Origin of the sequence: Methanothermobacter defluvii (assembly GCF_003385755.1) — an archaeon.
In the GTDB taxonomy this organism is placed as follows: Archaea; Methanobacteriota; Methanobacteria; order Methanobacteriales; family Methanothermobacteraceae; genus Methanothermobacter; species Methanothermobacter thermautotrophicus.
Genome location: NZ_QREL01000001.1, coordinates 538,888 through 556,559, shown reverse-complemented (window position 1 = coordinate 556,559; position 17,672 = coordinate 538,888). Strand labels below are relative to the sequence as shown.

The following is a 17,672-nucleotide window of genomic DNA, read 5'->3' as shown; positions in this document are numbered from 1 at the left end:
AGTTAGTCTAACATTTGAATATGGGTTAACCCTATTTTATATATTTTAGGATAAATTCATTCTGCAACCAATCTGCATCATCCTCTCTGGGAAATCAGGGAATGATACGCTGAAAACCTCTGCATCCCTTATAGTTATACCCTCCCTGAGGCCTATGAGTGTGAAGGCCATTGCAAGTCTGTGGTCACCATGGGACCAGACAGTCCCCCCGGAGGCACCTCCCTCTATGATCATCCCATCGGGAAGTTCGGTGACATCCACTCCAAGTCTTCTGAGCTCAGCTGCGCATGTGCTTATCCTGTCTGTTTCCTTGTACCTTGCATGTTCAACACCCCCTATCTCGGTCCGGCCAGTTGCAAGGGCCCCGAGGACAGCCACCGTTGGCAGGAGGTCGGGGGCGTCGTGGAGGTTGACTGAGACCCCGGAGAGCTCACCGGTGGAGGCTATCCTGACGTGGTCCTCCCCCCTCCTTACCTCGGCCCCCATATCACTGATTATTTCCAGTATGATGCGGTCTCCCTGCCTCGAATCCCTGAAGAGGTTTTCGATGAGGACATCCCCACCTGCAGCAGCCACCGCCCCTGCAAGGTAGGATGCTGATGAGTAGTCACCCTCAACCGTGTAGTCCAATCCCCTGTAAACTGCTGGTTCAACCCTGAATATACCTTCTGAGTAATCAACAGGAACAGAGAACCTCTCCATCACATCAACTGTCATGTCAACATAGGGCCTTGAGATGAAGTCGCCCTCCACCATCAACTCAACACCGTCGGTGAGGGGTGCTGCGATGAGGATGGATGATATGAACTGTGAACTGACATCCCCCCTGATGGATGTGCTGCCACCCCTTAAACCGCCCCTTACGATAATCGGTGGAAGTCCATTCATCCGTGATGACAGTGCCTCGACACCGAGGGGTCTCAGGGCATCAAGGAGTGGCTGCATTGGCCTTTTTCTGAGGGATTCATCCCCCGTGAGTACCGTGTAGTTTTCTGCAAGGCCAGCCACAGAGGTCATGAGGCGGAGGGTTGTGCCAGAGTTCCCCAGATAGATAACGTCATCAGGGGTTTCAAGTTCCCCTCCGCTTCCATGCACGGTCCAGGCATCCCCCTCATCAACCCTTACACCGAAGGCCCTGCAGGCGTTCAGGGACGAAAGGGTGTCCTCTGCTATGAGGGGGTCCCTTATCTCTGATACCCCCTCTGCCAGTGCTGCGATTATGACTGCCCGGTGGGTGTAGCTCTTCGATGGGGGTGCCTTAACGGCTCCTTCAAGGTTACCTGATTTTTCAACTGTGAGATCCATAAAAACACCTGCAGATACCTTCAGATGGATCAGCGCACTATTTCAATTATGACCTCTGGTTCGTCCAGGTTTAGAACATCGACCCTCTCGCCTGCTGTTCCGATGACCTCCTTCCTGAAGCTTATATGATCCATGGTGAGCCTGTTACCCTCAACCTCGATTTCACCGTTCCTCTGGATCTCCTCGTAGACCTCATGGGGATCAGCACCTGTGAGCCAGGATATTATGGCAGGGGCATCTGATCTGAACTCAGGACCTATTTTTTCCATCCTTGGCTCAAGTTCCACGGCCCTCTCGGTTATCTCGGGTTTGCCAGCCACGAGGCTGATATCATCTATGTTCATTGTACCTGCAATATCGTCCAGGAAGGGTTTTATCATTTCTGCGGATTCATTATCGGTGTGGATGGTGGCTGCTTTGAGTGGTGCGTTCAGGGGCATCTTGGAGGAGGACTTGAACCTCCTGATCTCTCCTATAATTTCAACTGCAAGGTCTCCGCTCCTCTCGATTTCAGGGTCAACGATTTCAGGTATGTGCTCTGGCCAGGCCCTCAGGTGTATGGATCCCTCTCCCACGTGCTGGTGTACCTCCTCTGTGAAGTGGGGTGCCACCGGGGCCAGGAGCCTCAGGCATGTGTCAAGTACCATTCTGAGGGTGTTCTGGGCCGCCATCCTTGATTCGGGATCCTCATCTGAGTAGAGCCTGTATTTCACTGCCTCAATGTATTCGTCGCAGAAGTCATGCCAGATGAAGGTCTGGACACGGTTAACCGCTGCTGCGAAGTTGTAATCATCCAGGCTCTCTGTCACCTCAGCCACCAGGTTCATGAGCCTGGAGAGTATCCAGCGGTCCATGGGTCTGGCTTCAACCTCAGGGTTCTCTGTGAGGTGTATGCTTATGAATCTGAAGGCGTTCCAGAATTTTCTCAGGAACTTATAGCCATACTTCACGTCCTTCCATGCGAAGGGGACATCTGATCCCGGCACGCTCCCTGCCGCCCATAACCTAAGGGCATCGGCACCGTAATCCTCCAGGACCTCCTCTGGTGCTATCACGTTCCCACGGGACTTGCTCATCTTGTGGCCGTCCTCTCCGAATACCATACCATTTATAACTATTTCACTGAATGGTTTCTCGCCTGTGAGGGCCATGCATCTGAGTATCGTGTAGAAGGCCCAGGTACGGATTATGTCATGGCCCTGTGGTCTCAGGTCGGCTGGGAAGAGTTCCCTGTAGGACTCATCGGGCCATCCTGCAACTGAGAGGGGTGATATCGAGCTGTCCATCCATGTGTCAAGGACGTCCTCCTCTCCTATGAATTCTGTGCTCCCGCATTCACATGTTATCCCGGGTCCATCCCTTGTGGGGTCTACTGGCAGCATTTCCTCATCGGCCACGTGGACCCTGCCACATTCACTGCAGTACCAGACGGGTATGGGTGTTGCGAATATCCTCTGACGTGATATGCACCAGTCCCAGTCCATTGAACCTGTCCAGTTGAGGAGCCTTGTCTTCATATGCCCTGGTACCCATTTCATCTCCTCTGCAGCTTCCCTAACCTGTGGTATGAGTTTCTTGACAGCCACAAACCACTGCTTCTTAACAAGGATCTCGATGGGTGTCTTGCACCTCCAGCATGTCCCAACGTTCTGTCTGACAGGCTCCTTCTTTAAGAGGAAGCCTTCATTCTCAAGGTCCTCCACTATCTTCTCCTTGCACTCTGCTATGGTAAGCCCCTGGTATTTACCTGCGGCCTCTGTCATGTAACCCCTTTCGTCTATTGCCTCTATCACGTCAAGTCCATGGCGGTTGACCCAGCTCACGTCAGTTTTATCACCGAATGTGCATACCATAACGGCCCCTGTACCGAATTCAGGGTCCACTTCAGGGTCCTTTATGAGTTTAACCTTCTGTCCAAAGAGGGGCACCTCTATGAGTTTGTCCTCAAATTCCCTGAACCGCTCATCATCGGGGTGCACAACAACGGCCACGCAGGCAGCCATGAGCTCTGGCCTTGTTGTTGCTATTGTGATGTGCTCATCTGCACCCTCAACAGGGAACCTGACGTAGTTGAGGTTTGTCTCATTCTCAATGTATTCAACCTCTGCGAAGGCTATTGCAGTCTCACACCTCGGGCACCAGTTCACAGGGTGCACACCCTGGTATATGAGTCCATCCCTGTACATGCGGAGGAATGATAGCTGCGTCCTCCTCATGTACTCGGGGGTCATGGTTACAAATTCATGGTTCCAGTCCTGGCTGAAGCCAAGGCGCTGCATCTGCTCCTTCATCATCCTTATATTTTCCTGTGTGAGCTCCACGCAGAGGCGCCTGAATTCTTCACGTGAAACATCGCTCTTCTTGATGTTATGGGTCTCCTCGACCTTAACCTCCGTTGGGAGGCCGTGGCAGTCCCATCCCTGTGGGAAGAGAACATCGAAACCTCTCATCCTCTTGAAACGGGCTATTATGTCCATGTAGACCCAGTTGAGCACGTGGCCCATGTGTATTGAGCCTGTGGGGTAGGGTGGTGGTGTGTCTATAATGTACCTTGGCTTTGTCCCTGACCCTATGAAGCGGTATATGTCCTCTTCCTGCCATTTTTTCTGCCATTTAACCTCGTTTTTATGGTTGTAATCCTTCGGGATCTGATTATCGGTCATCTTATTCTCTCCCTGATAGAAGCTGTGATTAGTGCTGCGGTAGTTATAGATAATATTCACTACCCAATCTTTATAAAGATGTTTGAATACTCTAACCTTGTAGGAGAAATAAGGGGAAGCAAGTTCTCATATGGTGAATACCGATGGAGTTAATCTGGTTCTACATAGCACTTTTCCTTGCAATAAGTGATGAGATACATACAAAGATACTCTGGAATGTGTTCTTTGACTTTTACATACTCCTGGCCGGGATTCTCAAGGAGACATTCTCATCGAATATACAGCTCTGGCTGGTCCACGAGTGTCTGGAGGCCCTTTTCCACTTTGTGATCCTGTCGGTCGTGTTTTTATCCCTCGAGATCGGGTTCCTTGCAGCCACAATACACCTGGTTGTTGATCTGTACCACCAGCTGAGCGGGGTTGATCATGGATGGCTGTACCACAGGGCGCTTCACTTCACGGTTGAATCCCTCTTCTTTATAATGATCTTCTCAGCAGCCTGAACCTATCATGAAATGAAAAAGACACCATTTACGAGCTGATACGTGATATAGGTGATTACAGGCATAAAAAATAAAAATAAAGGAAGGTCCATCTGAAGTCCCTTGATACCCTTTTAATCAGTTAATCCTTCTTGCAAGGGTTACAGTTCCAAGGAACCTTGTTTTGGGTATTCTGGGAATTGATGATGCTGAAATGTATTTTCCAAGGAACAGTATGTTATCAGCCCTTCCCCTGTATCTTCCTATGAGCCTTCCTCCATCGAAGGTTACATGGACCTTCACAGATGTTGAGTTTTTCTCTGAACGTGTCTCATAGAGCAGTATGTTTCTCCTGTTAATACCCCACCTGTCTGTTCCTGCCGCATAAACAGCGGCCTTCAGTGGGTCCCTGCTCCACCTGGAATAGTAGCCCCTCCGGTAGTATGAAGGGCTGTTCGGGACACTCAGGTATTCACCACTTTTCAACCTGAAGACTGAGAGCCTTGAATATCCCCTCCGGTAAATTGAAACTCCTGCCTGTCCACCTGGACCTCTTATAACAAAGTGACCGAGTCCCAGTCTTCTCACAAGGCTGTGGGCCCTCTTCATATCATAGGAGGTCACATTACCCCTTCTGATAATGTCACCGCCAATGGACTCAAGTGCCCGGTTTATCCATACAATATCGGGCCCCCCGGCACCCATCATCCAGCCGCCCTCTGAGATTACTGTGTGGAAGAAGTAACCGTTGGTTGTCTTGTATTCCTTGAGGGTCTCCCTGCCATTCCATACCGTCCTCTGGATTTTGAGGGTCGCTGCGTAGGTCGAATCCCTCCGGTAGGCGAAGACCGCGCATGTATCATTTACGTTGACGATGACTGAACAGCAATTAGAGGTGGCTTTAATATGGGAGTGGTTACCTTTGGACCCCCATCTACTCCATGTATCATTTTCAGTGGCTGCTGAAGCCGTTCCAAGGGAGATTGCAAGGAAAATCAGAAAAGCAACCCCCCAGTATTTATTCATACTACACCCCCCAGGAAATCTCTAATATTTAATTGTATTTTGATGCATATATAACTGGGTGTGTGCCGGAGGAATGGAAAAACCAACCCCTGGAAATCCTTAAGATAATTTATTTGCCTGTGGACTCGTTGATGCAGCCCACACCCACGGACTCGCTGGTGGCGGTTAATTATTTATTTGATACCATGATAACATTCAAACATCACATTTACTGGAGGATCACCATGCCTGTTATAACGTTTGATTACGATGACCTGAAGGAACTGGGCATTGATATTGATAGGGAGAAGCTCCTTGACGTTCTGCCGATGATGGGAAGCGATATAGAGGACTTTGATGACGAAAGCATTAAGGTGGAGTTCTTTCCCAACCGTCCTGACCTGCTCTCGGTTGAGGGTGTTGCAAGGAGCCTCCGCGGATTCCTTGGAATTGAAAAGGGTATGCCATCCTATGATGTCCATGACTCCGGGGTGGAGGTCACAGTAGATGAGTCTGTACTTGATGTGAGGCCCTACCTTGGAATGGCCGTCATAGAGGACGTTCAGTTCACCGATAAAAAGCTTAAACAGGTCATGGAGTTCCAGGAGGACCTGCACTGGGTCATAGGCAGGGACCGCAGGAAGGTGGCCATAGGTATCCATGACCTTGACCGTGTCGAGCCACCCTTCCTCTACAGTGGCGTTGAACCGGAGGGGGTCACATTCACACCCCTTGACAGTGTATGTGAGATGACACCCCATGAAATACTCGAGGAGCACCCCAAGGGTGTCAGTTACGCCCACCTCCTCAGGGACCATGACCGCTACCCACTGATAACAGATAAGAATGGGGACGTTCTCTCCATGCCCCCCATAATAAATGGGGAGCTCACCAAGTTAACCGTGAACACCCGCAGAATACTTGTGGATGTCACGGGAACCGATGATAGGGCTGTCAGACAGGCCCTGAATATCATATGCACATCCTTTGCAGAGGCGGGTGGAAGGATAGGCTCGGTGAGGGTTAAGCGTCCTGATGGGGAGCTGCATCTACCAGACCTCACACCACGTGAGATGAGGGTATCTGTCTCAGAAGCCTCACGGATAACCGGACTTGAACTCAGTGCAGATGAGGTCATGGATCTCCTCATGAAGGCCCGGATGGACGCCCGGAGGACCTCAGATGATGAGGTGGTTGCGGTTATACCCGCCTACCGGGTGGATATACTCCACGAGGTTGACCTTGTTGAGAACATAGCTGTGCAGCACTGCATCGGGAGGATTGAACCAGAACTTCCTGATGTAGCGACCATTGCAGAGGAGGACACCTGGAGCAGGGCAGACGCGTCTATAAGGGAGGTCATGGTGGGCCTCGGATTCCAGGAGGTTATGAGCCTCATGTTAACCAGTGAGGAGAGCCACTACAGGAGGATGAGGCTTGAGGAGGATGAAAGGGTTGAGGTTGCCCAGCCCATTTCCCAGGACAGGACCATGATCCGCAAGAGTCTGCTCAACGGCCTCCTTGAGTTCTTCGAGGACAACAAGCACGAGGATCTTCCACAGAAGATATTCGAGGTCGGGGATGTGGTGTACATTGACCCTGAATCTGAGACCCGTAGCAGGGTGGTTAAGAAGCTTGCATGCGCAGTCACGCACTCCAGTGCAGGTTTCACCGAGATAAAGTCCCTTGCAGCGGCTGTGGTTGAGAACCTCGGTTACGAGTTCAGGATAGAGCCCCTTGAACACCCATCCTTCATAGAGGGAAGATGTGCAGCCATAGAATCTGAGGGCAAATCCTCAGCCATAGGTGGATTCTTCGGTGAGGTCCATCCTGAGGTTGTAACAAACTTCAACCTGGAATATCCTGTTATTGCACTTGAAATCGAATTTAAGGAGAAATAAATGGAATATGGACTTTCAGGGCTTTCCAGCCACTGATACCCTTATCCTTCTGTTTCTGGGTCCGTCGAGTTCTGCGAAGAAGATGCTCTGCCAGGTCCCAAGGTCCATTGATCCGTTGATAACCGGAACCGTCTGACTTCCCCCGAGGAGCACGGCCCTCAGATGGGAGTCGGCATTGTTGTCAATGGCGTTGTGTCCATAGGATGCATCCACCGGTACGGTGCCCTCAAGCATGGATTCAATGTCGCTGAGGAGTCTGCTTTCATTTTCATTTATGAATATCGCTGATGTTGAATGCCTTGAGAAGACATTCAGTATGCCGTTCCTTATCCCTGAGGACTCAAGAACACCCGAGACCATGGAGGTTATGTCAATGAGCTCAACCCTTCGGGATGTCCTCAGGGGGAGTTCCTGTGTATAGACTTCCATAAAAACACCACATTTCATTTATGTCCCTCATTTTAATAAAAGCTTCACCCGGGAAAGTGTGGAGTGAAGGGAGTCCTGCGGGATTCTGATGGGACGGGAGCTGGATAATTGATGGATCAGCCTGAAGCGAATACTCGCCGCATTGCTGGCTACTTCAGCACCCCTGAAAATAGGCCTGTGAACCTGTAAAGGAGACTCCTGTCCTGATAGAATGCTGCGTGTGGACATACCTCCATGCAGCAGAGACAGTTGATGCAGCGGGAATAATCGAACTCCGGTATGACTGCACCCGCCTTCAGAGCCTCAACCGGGCAGCTCTCAACACAGACATTGCAGTTCCTGCACCTCTCCGGGTCTATGGCAGGTCTCGACCACCAGAGCTTCATGATGGCGCGTGCAAGGCCCGATGGTAGGAGGTCAAGGGTGTAATAGATGTTTGAGGGCCACCTGAAGTCATTCACCCTTTCAGGTTCATACCCTGCAATTTCAAGTTCAGCAGGATCCTGGGCGAGTCCCTCTCTCCTGGCGGCCTCATTAACAGGGACCCTGAAGGGGTCCATGCCCAGCAGCCAGGGGATGTATACGTCAAGTGCAATGGCATCCTCTGATGCCAGGATGATTCCAAGTTCCCTGGGGTCTCCACCCGATGGACCGTTTCCCTCCATCCCGACAACCCCATCAACCAGGTGAGGGCTGGTTCTGTAAGGAGGTAAATTTCAAGGAGCCTCCTGGCGAACTCGGATGGTCTGGGGTGCTCCCTGTGGTAATCCGCCTTCCTGAATCCAGGCACTGCACCGTACATGTTCTTAACGGCACATGTGAATATGGTCATGCTGTGGGTCTTCAGCTTGGGGAGGTTAACGACAAGGTCACTGTCCACCACCGGCCTTGAAATGGGATATCCTGAACCCATAATGTATGATCCAGAGGCCTCAAAATTCACGGGTTCAATATCCAGTCTCCTGCACACATCAAGTATGCCTGTGGCCCTCCAGAATCTTTCTATATTCCTGAATGAACCACCGGGGCTGTCACCTATGGATACCTCAGCCCCAAGGTCCAGAAATACCTCTGCCACAGCCTCGATGACTGATGGATGGGTTGTGACGTGCCTATCCGGTGATGCTGCCATGAGCATGTTCGGTTTGAGGAGAACCCTATCCCCACTGGATGCGAACCTTCTGGCTCCTCCCAGAAGTTCAATACACTCAGTGACCGACTCCCTTACCTCCTCAGGGTCATAGGAATGGCACTCTGATACCGCTATCCCTTTCATCTTTCAGGTGCTCCAGAAAAAATAGAAGTGTTCAGGGATGTTTAAAGTCCGAAGGATTTCATGAGGAGCTCTTCATTGACAAATCCTGCCCTGAAGACATTTCCTGTCCTGAGGTCATTTATAACGACCTCTGCAGGTGCAAACATTCCCTTATCTATCTTGTAGAAGTCATACTCGGCCTCCCTGAAGACATCATAGAAGGGTTTACCATAACCCTCAGATGCAGATGATGGGAGGTTCTCTGCCAGGGATTTTATGTCGTCTCCTTCCTCGGATTCTATGTAATAGTAGGTTCTTCCGCCGAAGAGGACTGCATCATTGGTTTTACCCATGGCCTTAAGACTGTCAGGGTCAACCGGGGCTATTGGTGCTATACCTGCAGCATATTTGACCTTGTTAACATCGAAGTGGAGTGCCTCAAGCATCTTGTAGGTACCGTTTTCAACCACACGGCCTGAGATCTGTATTGAACCAACCAGGGATGATGTTGGGGCCACCAGGACGTATACGTTCTCTGCTGCCACGTCACACTCCTCTGCAATCATGTCTGTGACATCCTCACCAGGGAGTTTATCTGCCTCAAGGGTGAGTATTGCAACATCTGCCTCATCCTGGTATCCTATCTCCTCATAGGTCTCTGCAGGTTTCAGGGAGAGGGCCCTTGCAGGTCCGGAACCCAGTGCAAAGAAGTCGCCCACACTGACTGACCATCCAGCCTTCTGTGCTCCCAGTGTTGATATGGCAGGGAAGTCTGTCTTTATCTTAACGGATGGAAGTGCGAACCTCTCTGAAAGGTCGCCGGGTATGGAGATCCCAACATCTGCAAGTCCTCCCAGGCAGACCCCTGTGTAGAGTTCACCTGCCTTGATGCTGCCGTCAACGTTAACTCCGCAGTCGATGACTGTTGAACCATTTTCAAGTTTATCAACCCTTATTTTAAGGTCGTCTGCCTTTTCAATCATTCTGTCAACTATCTTCTTTGCCTCAAGGTTTACACTTACCATTTGATCACCTCTTCTGCTTCTTTGAAGTTAACCTCATATATATGAGCGCTAATTGAGTGGATGGTTATGTGACCCACTTCAACACCCACCTCTGCTGCGACGTGATCAGCAAGATAGGCAAGGCCCACAGCATTTGGGAACCATGCCCCGTAGATGTCATGGCTGCGCCAGAGGGCCGTTGTGAAGAGCCTCCCATCCCTTATCTTGAAGTCAACGAGGATCATGCAGGGAACCTCATCACTCGCAGTGTCCTCAGGAGGATCCCAGGTTACCATGGTGGCCCTTCTTGATTCTGTGCAGTTTTTAAGTCTCCTTATGGCCTCATCCAGCTGGTCCACTCCGAAGTGTGCCCTCAGGCGGTTGCCGTAGGTGTAGACAAATCCCTTCCTGTCCCCTGAGAGGAACTGTTCAGAGTACTTCTCAAGTTTTTCACCGCTCCAGAAGTAGCCCTCAGGGACCTTTATGTTGAGCAGCGAACCCCTCCTGATATGGTAAAAGTCATCTGATTTACCGAGGGGCTTCTTTATGGTCACAACGGTGTTCATGACCTCCCTTGTAAGGGATCCCCTTTCATCCCTTATCTCCCGCCCATCACGCATTATCTTCTCAACGAGTTTCTTCCAGCCATCTGCAATTTCATTGACTTCTATACTGTAGGCCATCATGAACACCCTCAATTACCTGCTGCCATCACCATGTTGCGGAGTTTGCTGAAGGCCGCCTTCCTCGGGAGTTTCCTCATTCCGCAGTCAGGGTCGATGTAGAGGTTCTCCTCTCCAACTATATCAGCACCCCTTTTAATAAGGTTTCTTATCTCCTCCATGGATTCAACCCTCTCGGTTGTGGTATCCACACATCCGAATCCTACCCCCTTATCACCCCTCCATTTCTCCTCAAGGACCTCCAGGTTGGATGGTCTTCCCGCGAATTCAAGGTCCAGGACATCAACCTTAAATCTGAGCAGATCAGAGAGCACATTCCTTATGTCTCCACACACATGCAGTGAGACCTCAATGTCCAGGCCGGCTGCAATGTGATCTATGGCCCTCCCCGCTGTTTTCATGTCAACAATTCCCGTTGAGAGGAAGGGTTCATCTATCTGTATCATTGCAGCCCCTGCATCCTGGAGGTGCTTTGCCTCTATTTTAAGAACTCCTGCCATGTCCATGACAGCCCGATCCCTCTTCTGGGGGTCGTAGAACCCCTCTATCCTGGATGCGTAGATCATGGTGGATGGTCCGGTTATTATGCCCTTAACACCCCTTGATTCATCATCTGTGAGGCCCCTTAAAATCCGGTATGCATATCTGAGGTCAGCTGCTCCTATGGAACCTGCAGGCGGTGTTATCCTTGAGTATATGATTGATGTGCCGTCCTCGATCTTCATGCCTCCAATTGCCGCTGCGAAGTGTCCCACCATGTCGCCACGGACCTGACCATCAGAGATTATATCAACTCCCGCCCTGAACTGGTCCCTCACAGCAGCCTCTATGGCCGGTCTGTATCTATCGTAGGAGCCAAAAAAATTCAGCACACGTTCACCCAGTGTCTCAGGACCCCTGGGTTCTGTGGGGTAGCTTCCAACAACTGTTGTGATCACACCATCACCCTCAGGGTTCTGCCACCTCAAGGATCCTCTCTATCTCCTCTGGATCAACCGGGAGCTCAACCACGGCTGTACCGTAGCATGGCTTGGTGTATGGTATCATGACGGTTGATCTTTCCTCATCTATACCGATGGGTACGGGTGGTATGCCGATTATCCTTGCGCCGAGGATCTTCTCACCGGGCTTTATGTGGACGACCCTCCGTGCCTTCTTTTCTATCATTGCTGCACATTCCCTGAAACCGGCCCTCTTCATGTGGATCTCATAGTCCCCTGACTGCTGCAGATAGGTCTCCAGGCAGAACGTCATGGTTTCTCCTCCATGAACCTGTCTATCCTCACACGCAGGGGTGCCGGGTTGTGGTGTGCCCTTGCAGCAATGATCTCCGCGTCAAGGGTCTCCATTATTTCATTAACGAGTTCCTCAAGGACATCCGCGTCCCTATCAAAGACTATTGCCAGGGTCTCTGTATTCAGTATCCCTGCAAAGGTCACAAGGTATGCTGCTGCAGCATCGTTGGGTACAAAGCCTGCGAGGAATTCGTAGTCACCTTCAGCTAATTCGTTGAGGCATGATTCAAGGTCCACCATTTCATCCGTGTAGATACCCTCAGGGTCAGCAACCTGGACAAGCCTGAGTGCGGCTGGATTGGCTGTTACCGTCACCCTGAAACCCTTCTTTTTGAGTTTATGTGATGTGTATATTGCCAGGGGGATCTGAACCGGTGATTCCGGGCATCCCAGTACCATTAAAGCCTTCCCTGTTGATTCAGTTTTCATGATTATCTCCCCTTATGGGTTCGTGATCATTCACCAGCTGGGGCCGCCTACTCCTTCACGCCGACAGAGTTTGCAAATATGAGTGAGCTGAGGAAGATGAAGGTCAGGAGGGCTGTCCCGTTTATTGTCCTGTTTATCACGAAGAGTCCTATTATGGCCTGCGACATGAAGGCTGCGAGGGCCCCTGTCAGCAGAACCTCCCTTCCAAGGTAGCTTCTTGAGCCATTTTCACGCCTTTCACGGTATATGCTGAGCACCCTCAATCCCATTATAATGATACTAACACACCAGATTAGAAGGAAGAGCATGGTAATGTAACCAAAGTCATAGGCCCACCCAAATACTCCAGGCACCATGTAATCTATCACGTCCTTCTTGTTGACGAGTATGCCATAGAAAACCGGGAAGGGCAGACCAAAGAAGAGTATGAGCTGAAGTGGAAGTGAAATGTATCCATCGGCAAATCCACTTGAGAGTTCACCCCAGTAGGAAGACATTGGATTATGGCCCAGGAGGGTGGTGTTCTTGATGACAAGTTTCATGCTCGGGAGTGAAAATGTTTCGAGTCTCTCTATACGTAGAAGAGGGCTTAGAACAGTCATCCCCAGTACCCTTGAGATTAACTCAAGGCCCCCGAATCCAGCCACTGCTATTAATGCGAAACCGGCGACACGCTTAACCGTGATGATGGACCTCTGCCTCATGGACTTTGATATTATGAAAAGTCCCATAAAAAGGCCCAGAAGCCATAGAAGGAGGAATGACCTGTGCATAAGACCCCCAAAGAGGGTTATGCCTGCCATGAGCAGGTAAACAAAACCTCTAAGGCCCCTCACATCAACCCCTGATTCCTCCATGATTGCAAGGGCTGCAAGGGATGACACTGTCACAAGCAGGGCTATTGGGCCAAAGGGGTGGGTGAACTCACTCTGACCGAACGACATGAAGAGTGCAACAACGTCAAGTCCGAAGATTATGTTGAATCCTATTCCAAGGACTATGCAGATGAATAGAACCATGCTGAGGGACATTGGTGCAAGGTTGAGTATGAAAACCATTGCTGCGTAGAGTATTATGCCAACCTCAATTATGAGCTGAAGGTGATTCTGTGCTATAAGGGCCAATTTAATCCTCCAGAGATGTTGATGATAGGGTACTGCAAACATGTTTCAGAGCAAAAATCCGGACCCTGAAACCAGAGATATAGGGATTGCAACTAGATCATATATTGAGGGTTATCTTAAAAAGTTTTTCCGCCAGGTATGGATTTTCGGAAGACAACCATATCCTCACCGGGACCATTGTAGTCTGCCACAGCCACTAAAGAACCGGATTCAACTGTTTTGCCCTCTTTAACTGGCTTGAAACCGTTTTTAAGGTAAAACCTTATTGCACGGTCGTTTGATGGCTTTGTAATGAGGTAGATCTCCCTTGCACCCATACCCTTCACGGTCCCTGCGAACCTTTCAAGGAGCCTTCCGGCGATTCCACTTCCCCTGAGGGACGGTGAAACACAGAGGAGATGGATGTATGCCTCGGAGGGGTTATCCTGTGATATGAACCCCAGCAGGAACCCCACAATTTCATCCCCATCCTCAGCAATAAATGAGGTTGTGCTGAAGAACCTCGTGAATATATGGTAGATGGAGTTTCTCTCTGTAACCATAGGTGGGCATTCATGTGCCAGTTCAGCTATGGCCAGGAAGTCCTCCTCCCTTGCTTTCCTCACCATCACACCAATCACCATATTAATTATCCGTCGAAGATTTAATAAGGTTAAGTTTAAATATTAAAAGGCTTAATGTATACTTTGTTGGGGCTGGTAGCTCAGGTTGGTAGAGCGTCGCCTTGGCATGGCGGAGGCCCCGGGTTCAAATCCCGGCCAGTCCACTCAAAACTGTTTTTAAACTGTTTTTATTGTCCTTCATTTATTTTTACTGATTAAATGAAGTTTTTCAGGTTTCCTTATTAAAATAAAAAAATCATTCCAGGCCACAGGGAAGTGCCCAATGATTTTTTAAGTTTAAAGGGAGTCACTGGGGGCCCTAACTGGATTCAGCGGCCTCGTAGACCATGTCCACTATTATCCTGAAGAGGTCATCTGTTCTGAGTTTCTTTTGCTCCCTCTTTGATACAAGGAGTCTCAGGGCCGTGTTTACGATTTCATCCACGTCGGTGGATCGGTACATGAGGCCATTGTCTATATAGAATCTGTCCACTGAAAGGGGCTTTCCAGGGTAACAGGATATGACTGGTGTGCCAAGGAGAGCCGCCTCCCTGTTCATGGTCCCGCCGGCGCCTATAACAAGGTCACATCTCTTCATGAGGCTGAAGGTGTCAACTGGTGGCTTTATTATGGTAACATTATCATATCCCTCGAAGATCTCTGCCTGTTCCCTGAACCTGGGTATTATGAGTATATTGGCGTAATCCTTCAGGATCTCCACTATCGGCGTGAGGACCGATTCATGACAGTCAGCATCAAGGTAGGATGCCAGTGACGGCTCCGGCCTCATGAGTATTGTCTTCTCCCTTTCAAGTTTCAGGTTCAGGTCCTCGAAGATGTTCTCATTGTATTCAAAGTTCTGGAAGTGGATTATCTCAGAGGTTCCCCTGTATCTCCTTATCCTGTTTGGGTCAGCACCTGTCTTCATTATGTCCCAGAGGTCAATGACCTCAGGCATTATTATATTGTCACAGAGAGGGAGTGTTAGCTTGTTTGCTGCCAGTGCGTGCTCATTGTCAAGTACATAGACACTTGGGATTCCAAGACCAAAGGTTACCCTTGGGAGTTCTATGGAGTGTTTTGAAAGACCAACATCTGGTCTCTGTTCTGCTATAAATTTTGAGAGGTTATATGCCCTCTTTGTGCTCTCAATGAGTTTCTCAGAGAGGGTTACGCCATGTTTACCTATTGATGTGAACTCAAAGCCAAAGAGCTTCATGAGCCTGTGTATATCACCGAACTTCCTGGCGGTGATTATGACATCCTCGCCCTCCTCCTGGAAGTATGTTATCACATCCCTGAAAAACCTGACATGAGGGGCGTTGGTAATATCAATCCATATCTTCAATGAAAACCACCAAAAAAGATTTTAATCTGCCATTGCCCCTTCAATGGCTTCTATGATCTCCTGAACACCATCACCTGTCTTGAGGCTGGTCTTTATTACCCTGACTTCCGGGTTGATCTTCTTAACATCATCAACCATCTTGTCAAGGTCCGCGCCAACGGCCTCTGCAAGGTCCGCCTTGTTAATAACAACAAGGTCCGCCTCCCGGAATATGAGGGGGTGCTTCTCGACTGTGTCGTCGCCCTCTGTGGAGCTTACAACAACAACCCTCATGTGGGATCCAAGATCAAAGTCCACCGGACAGATGAGGTTGCCGACGTTCTCAATGAATAGCAGGTCCACATCATCAAGGGGGAGGTCCTCAAGTCCGTGCTCAACGAGGTGGGCATCAAGGTGGCACTCCTTACCTGTGTTGAGCCCGACAACAGGTACGTCGTACTTCTCAAACCTTCCAGCGTCGAATTTGCTTATAACGTCCCCTGCAATAACCGCAACCTTCCTGTCCATGTTCTCAATGAGTTTCTCTATGAGTGTTGTTTTTCCTGAACCTATTGCACCCAGAAAGTCAACTGCAAAGACATTTGCCCTGTCAAGGCGTCTCTGGTTCTTTCTGGCGAGTTTCCTGTTTGCAAGCAGGATGTCATTCTGAATTTCAACCTCTGCTACTTTATGCATGAAATTCCTCCTCTAGTCCTTCTTCTCAATCTTTATATTTTTAACGTTGCATTCCCTGCCAGCCCTGACATGGAACTCATGGCCCCCACAGGCGGGGCATTTTATGACCGGAGCGAAGTGGTCAAGTTCATCGGCCTCGACCACGCCCTCATATCCACATTCACACTCTATTTCCACGGGGACAACCTCAAGGTTGAACCTGGCGCCCTCAAGTATTGTTCCCTCGCTGAGGACGTCCAGCATAAATTCTATCTGTTCCGGGTTCAGCAGGGTAAGCTGGCCGATCTCAACCGTGACCTCAAGGACCTCGACGGCGTCATTCTTCTCTGCAGCATCGATAACCGTCCTCACAATTGCATCGGCCATGGATAGTTCATGCACCCATTTCACCTCTTTAGTCTGACAAAATTTTATAATTAGAATTAATAGAGTTATCTATATAAAAATTGTTAATTACCTGAAGGGTGATTTTCATGATAATAGGTTGTTCAGCATCACAGAAACTTGCTGCCTCAGTTGCAGATTTACTAGATGAACCTTTATGCCCCGTTGAAACCCGTAAATTCCCTGATGGGGAACGTTACATCAGGGTTAAGGAGGAAGTGGAGGGAGAGGTGACCGTTGTGCAGTCAACGGGTTACCCCCAGGATGAAAACCTCATGGAACTCCTTTTCATGATAGAGAACCTTAAAGATCTGGGGGCGGATTATTTGCGTGCAGCCATACCCTACTTTGGATACGGGAGGCAGGAGAGGCGTTTCAAGAGTGGTGAAGCCGTATCGGCGAAAATAGTCGCCCACCTCCTTGAGGCCGCCGGTGCAGATGAAATTGTAACTGTGAACCTCCATGAGAACTGCCTGAGTGAGTTCTTCCGTGTACCTGTGAGGGAACTCTCTGCAATGCCCCTCATCGCCGAACACATCTCATTCCTTGATGACCCGGTAATCATCGCCCCTGATAAGGGTGCCCTAGGTCATGCCCGGGAGGTCAGTGATATACTTGGATGTGAATGTGACTACATGGAGAAGGTCCGCATATCCCCTGAGGTGGTTGAGACCCGTGTGAGTGACCTTGATGTTGAAGGAAAGGATGCTGTGGTTGTTGATGACATCATAAGCACCGGTGGGACCATAGTAAACGCCGCCGGGATTTTAGGGAAATGTGGAGCCTCAAGCATAACTGTTTGCTGTGTCCACCCGGTCCTTGTGGAGGACGCCCTCCTGAAGATATTCTCAGCCGGTGTTGAGAGGGTCATTGCAACGGACACCCTCAAATCTGATGTTAGCGAGATCTCAGTTGCACCGCTTATTGCAGAGGTCATAAAAGATTAATTTAACCCATTTCAGATATTTTTTCAGTTCCCGGCCCTTATTAACTTTTTTAAGAATCATCTGGACCTGCGCACATGAAAGGGAGCTCAGTATAAGAAAGACATATATCCTAAATAACCCATTAGAACTATTTCGCCAGAG

General features: G+C 49.7%; 18 protein-coding genes, 1 tRNA gene and 1 pseudogene. 4 read left to right on the top strand and 16 right to left on the bottom strand.

Annotation, left to right across the window (positions count from 1 at the left end):
* Window positions 1–45: 45 nt before the first annotated feature.
* Window positions 46–1,305 (bottom strand): 3-phosphoshikimate 1-carboxyvinyltransferase, encoded by a 1,260-nt coding sequence (aroA, locus tag C7452_RS03065; RefSeq protein WP_115892191.1) that lies wholly within the window; start codon window positions 1,303–1,305, stop codon window positions 46–48.
* Between the two features lie 29 nt (window positions 1,306–1,334).
* Window positions 1,335–3,968 (bottom strand): valine--tRNA ligase, encoded by a 2,634-nt coding sequence (gene valS, locus C7452_RS03060; RefSeq protein ID WP_115892190.1) that lies wholly within the window; start codon window positions 3,966–3,968, stop codon window positions 1,335–1,337.
* A gap of 143 nt (window positions 3,969–4,111) precedes the next feature.
* On the opposite strand from valS, the gene C7452_RS03055 reads away from it, so the two are divergent.
* On the top strand, window positions 4,112–4,471 hold the full coding sequence (locus C7452_RS03055) for a hypothetical protein (protein WP_048175483.1): 360 nt from the start codon (window positions 4,112–4,114) through the stop codon (window positions 4,469–4,471).
* A gap of 117 nt (window positions 4,472–4,588) precedes the next feature.
* On the opposite strand, the gene C7452_RS03050 is transcribed toward C7452_RS03055, so the two are convergent.
* Window positions 4,589–5,476, bottom strand: a complete 888-nt coding sequence (locus C7452_RS03050; protein WP_115892189.1) for a hypothetical protein — start codon at window positions 5,474–5,476, stop codon at window positions 4,589–4,591.
* Window positions 5,477–5,700: 224 nt separating this feature from the next.
* On the opposite strand from C7452_RS03050, the gene pheT reads away from it, so the two are divergent.
* The gene (gene pheT, locus C7452_RS03045; protein WP_115892188.1) at window positions 5,701–7,356 is read left to right on the top strand and encodes a phenylalanine--tRNA ligase subunit beta; all 1,656 of its coding nucleotides are present in this window, start codon (window positions 5,701–5,703) and stop codon (window positions 7,354–7,356) included.
* Window positions 7,357–7,371: 15 nt separating this feature from the next.
* Here pheT and C7452_RS03040 read toward each other — a convergent pair whose 3' ends face one another.
* The 10 genes and pseudogenes from C7452_RS03040 to C7452_RS03000 all read right to left on the bottom strand — a co-directional run bounded on the left by C7452_RS03040 (window position 7,372) and on the right by C7452_RS03000 (window position 14,183).
* Complete coding sequence (locus C7452_RS03040) at window positions 7,372–7,785, bottom strand: secondary thiamine-phosphate synthase enzyme YjbQ (protein WP_048060896.1); 414 nt, start codon at window positions 7,783–7,785, stop codon at window positions 7,372–7,374.
* A 149-nt stretch (window positions 7,786–7,934) separates the two neighbouring features.
* A complete protein-coding gene (locus tag C7452_RS09135) occupies window positions 7,935–8,246 on the bottom strand; it encodes a 4Fe-4S binding protein (protein ID WP_245942863.1) in 312 nt (103 codons plus the stop codon).
* Between the two features lie 177 nt (window positions 8,247–8,423).
* Window positions 8,424–8,917: pseudogene (locus C7452_RS09130) on the bottom strand (DUF362 domain-containing protein); the annotation flags it as partial.
* A gap of 185 nt (window positions 8,918–9,102) precedes the next feature.
* Window positions 9,103–10,065 carry a methenyltetrahydromethanopterin cyclohydrolase gene (mch, locus tag C7452_RS03030; RefSeq protein ID WP_115892187.1) on the bottom strand — a complete coding sequence of 321 codons (963 nt, stop codon included), beginning with the start codon at window positions 10,063–10,065 and terminating at the stop codon, window positions 9,103–9,105.
* Window positions 10,059–10,727 (bottom strand): thymidylate synthase, encoded by a 669-nt coding sequence (locus tag C7452_RS03025; protein ID WP_048176572.1) that lies wholly within the window; start codon window positions 10,725–10,727, stop codon window positions 10,059–10,061. Before C7452_RS03025 ends, mch begins: the two co-directional genes overlap by 7 nt.
* An 11-nt stretch (window positions 10,728–10,738) precedes the next feature.
* Window positions 10,739–11,665 carry a methionine synthase gene (locus tag C7452_RS03020; RefSeq protein WP_115892514.1) on the bottom strand — a complete coding sequence of 309 codons (927 nt, stop codon included), beginning with the start codon at window positions 11,663–11,665 and terminating at the stop codon, window positions 10,739–10,741.
* Window positions 11,666–11,675: 10 nt separating this feature from the next.
* The gene (locus C7452_RS03015; RefSeq protein ID WP_048175488.1) at window positions 11,676–11,981 is read right to left on the bottom strand and encodes a DUF1894 domain-containing protein; all 306 of its coding nucleotides are present in this window, start codon (window positions 11,979–11,981) and stop codon (window positions 11,676–11,678) included.
* Window positions 11,978–12,451, bottom strand: a complete 474-nt coding sequence (locus C7452_RS03010) for a DUF1890 domain-containing protein (protein WP_115892186.1) — start codon at window positions 12,449–12,451, stop codon at window positions 11,978–11,980. Before C7452_RS03010 ends, C7452_RS03015 begins: the two co-directional genes overlap by 4 nt.
* Before the next feature lie 47 nt (window positions 12,452–12,498).
* Entirely contained in the window at window positions 12,499–13,575 is a 1,077-nt protein-coding gene (locus C7452_RS03005; RefSeq protein WP_115892185.1) for a hypothetical protein, read from the bottom strand.
* A gap of 116 nt (window positions 13,576–13,691) precedes the next feature.
* A complete protein-coding gene (locus C7452_RS03000; RefSeq protein ID WP_245942809.1) occupies window positions 13,692–14,183 on the bottom strand; it encodes a GNAT family N-acetyltransferase in 492 nt (163 codons plus the stop codon).
* A gap of 84 nt (window positions 14,184–14,267) precedes the next feature.
* Between C7452_RS03000 and C7452_RS02995 the strand changes: the two genes are divergently transcribed.
* A tRNA-Ala gene (locus C7452_RS02995) sits at window positions 14,268–14,341 on the top strand.
* A gap of 155 nt (window positions 14,342–14,496) precedes the next feature.
* Here C7452_RS02995 and C7452_RS02990 read toward each other — a convergent pair.
* The 3 genes from C7452_RS02990 to hypA are packed head-to-tail and all read right to left on the bottom strand — an operon-like array spanning window position 14,497 to window position 16,581.
* Complete coding sequence (locus C7452_RS02990) at window positions 14,497–15,525, bottom strand: DUF354 domain-containing protein (protein ID WP_115892183.1); 1,029 nt, start codon at window positions 15,523–15,525, stop codon at window positions 14,497–14,499.
* A 21-nt stretch (window positions 15,526–15,546) separates the two neighbouring features.
* Window positions 15,547–16,200 carry a hydrogenase nickel incorporation protein HypB gene (gene hypB, locus C7452_RS02985; RefSeq protein WP_010876419.1) on the bottom strand — a complete coding sequence of 218 codons (654 nt, stop codon included), beginning with the start codon at window positions 16,198–16,200 and terminating at the stop codon, window positions 15,547–15,549.
* Between the two features lie 12 nt (window positions 16,201–16,212).
* Window positions 16,213–16,581 carry a hydrogenase maturation nickel metallochaperone HypA gene (gene hypA, locus C7452_RS02980; protein ID WP_048060898.1) on the bottom strand — a complete coding sequence of 123 codons (369 nt, stop codon included), beginning with the start codon at window positions 16,579–16,581 and terminating at the stop codon, window positions 16,213–16,215.
* Between the two features lie 92 nt (window positions 16,582–16,673).
* Between hypA and C7452_RS02975 the strand changes: the two genes are divergently transcribed.
* Entirely contained in the window at window positions 16,674–17,531 is an 858-nt protein-coding gene (locus C7452_RS02975; RefSeq protein ID WP_115892182.1) for a ribose-phosphate diphosphokinase, read from the top strand.
* The last annotated feature ends 141 nt before the right edge of the window (window positions 17,532–17,672 follow it).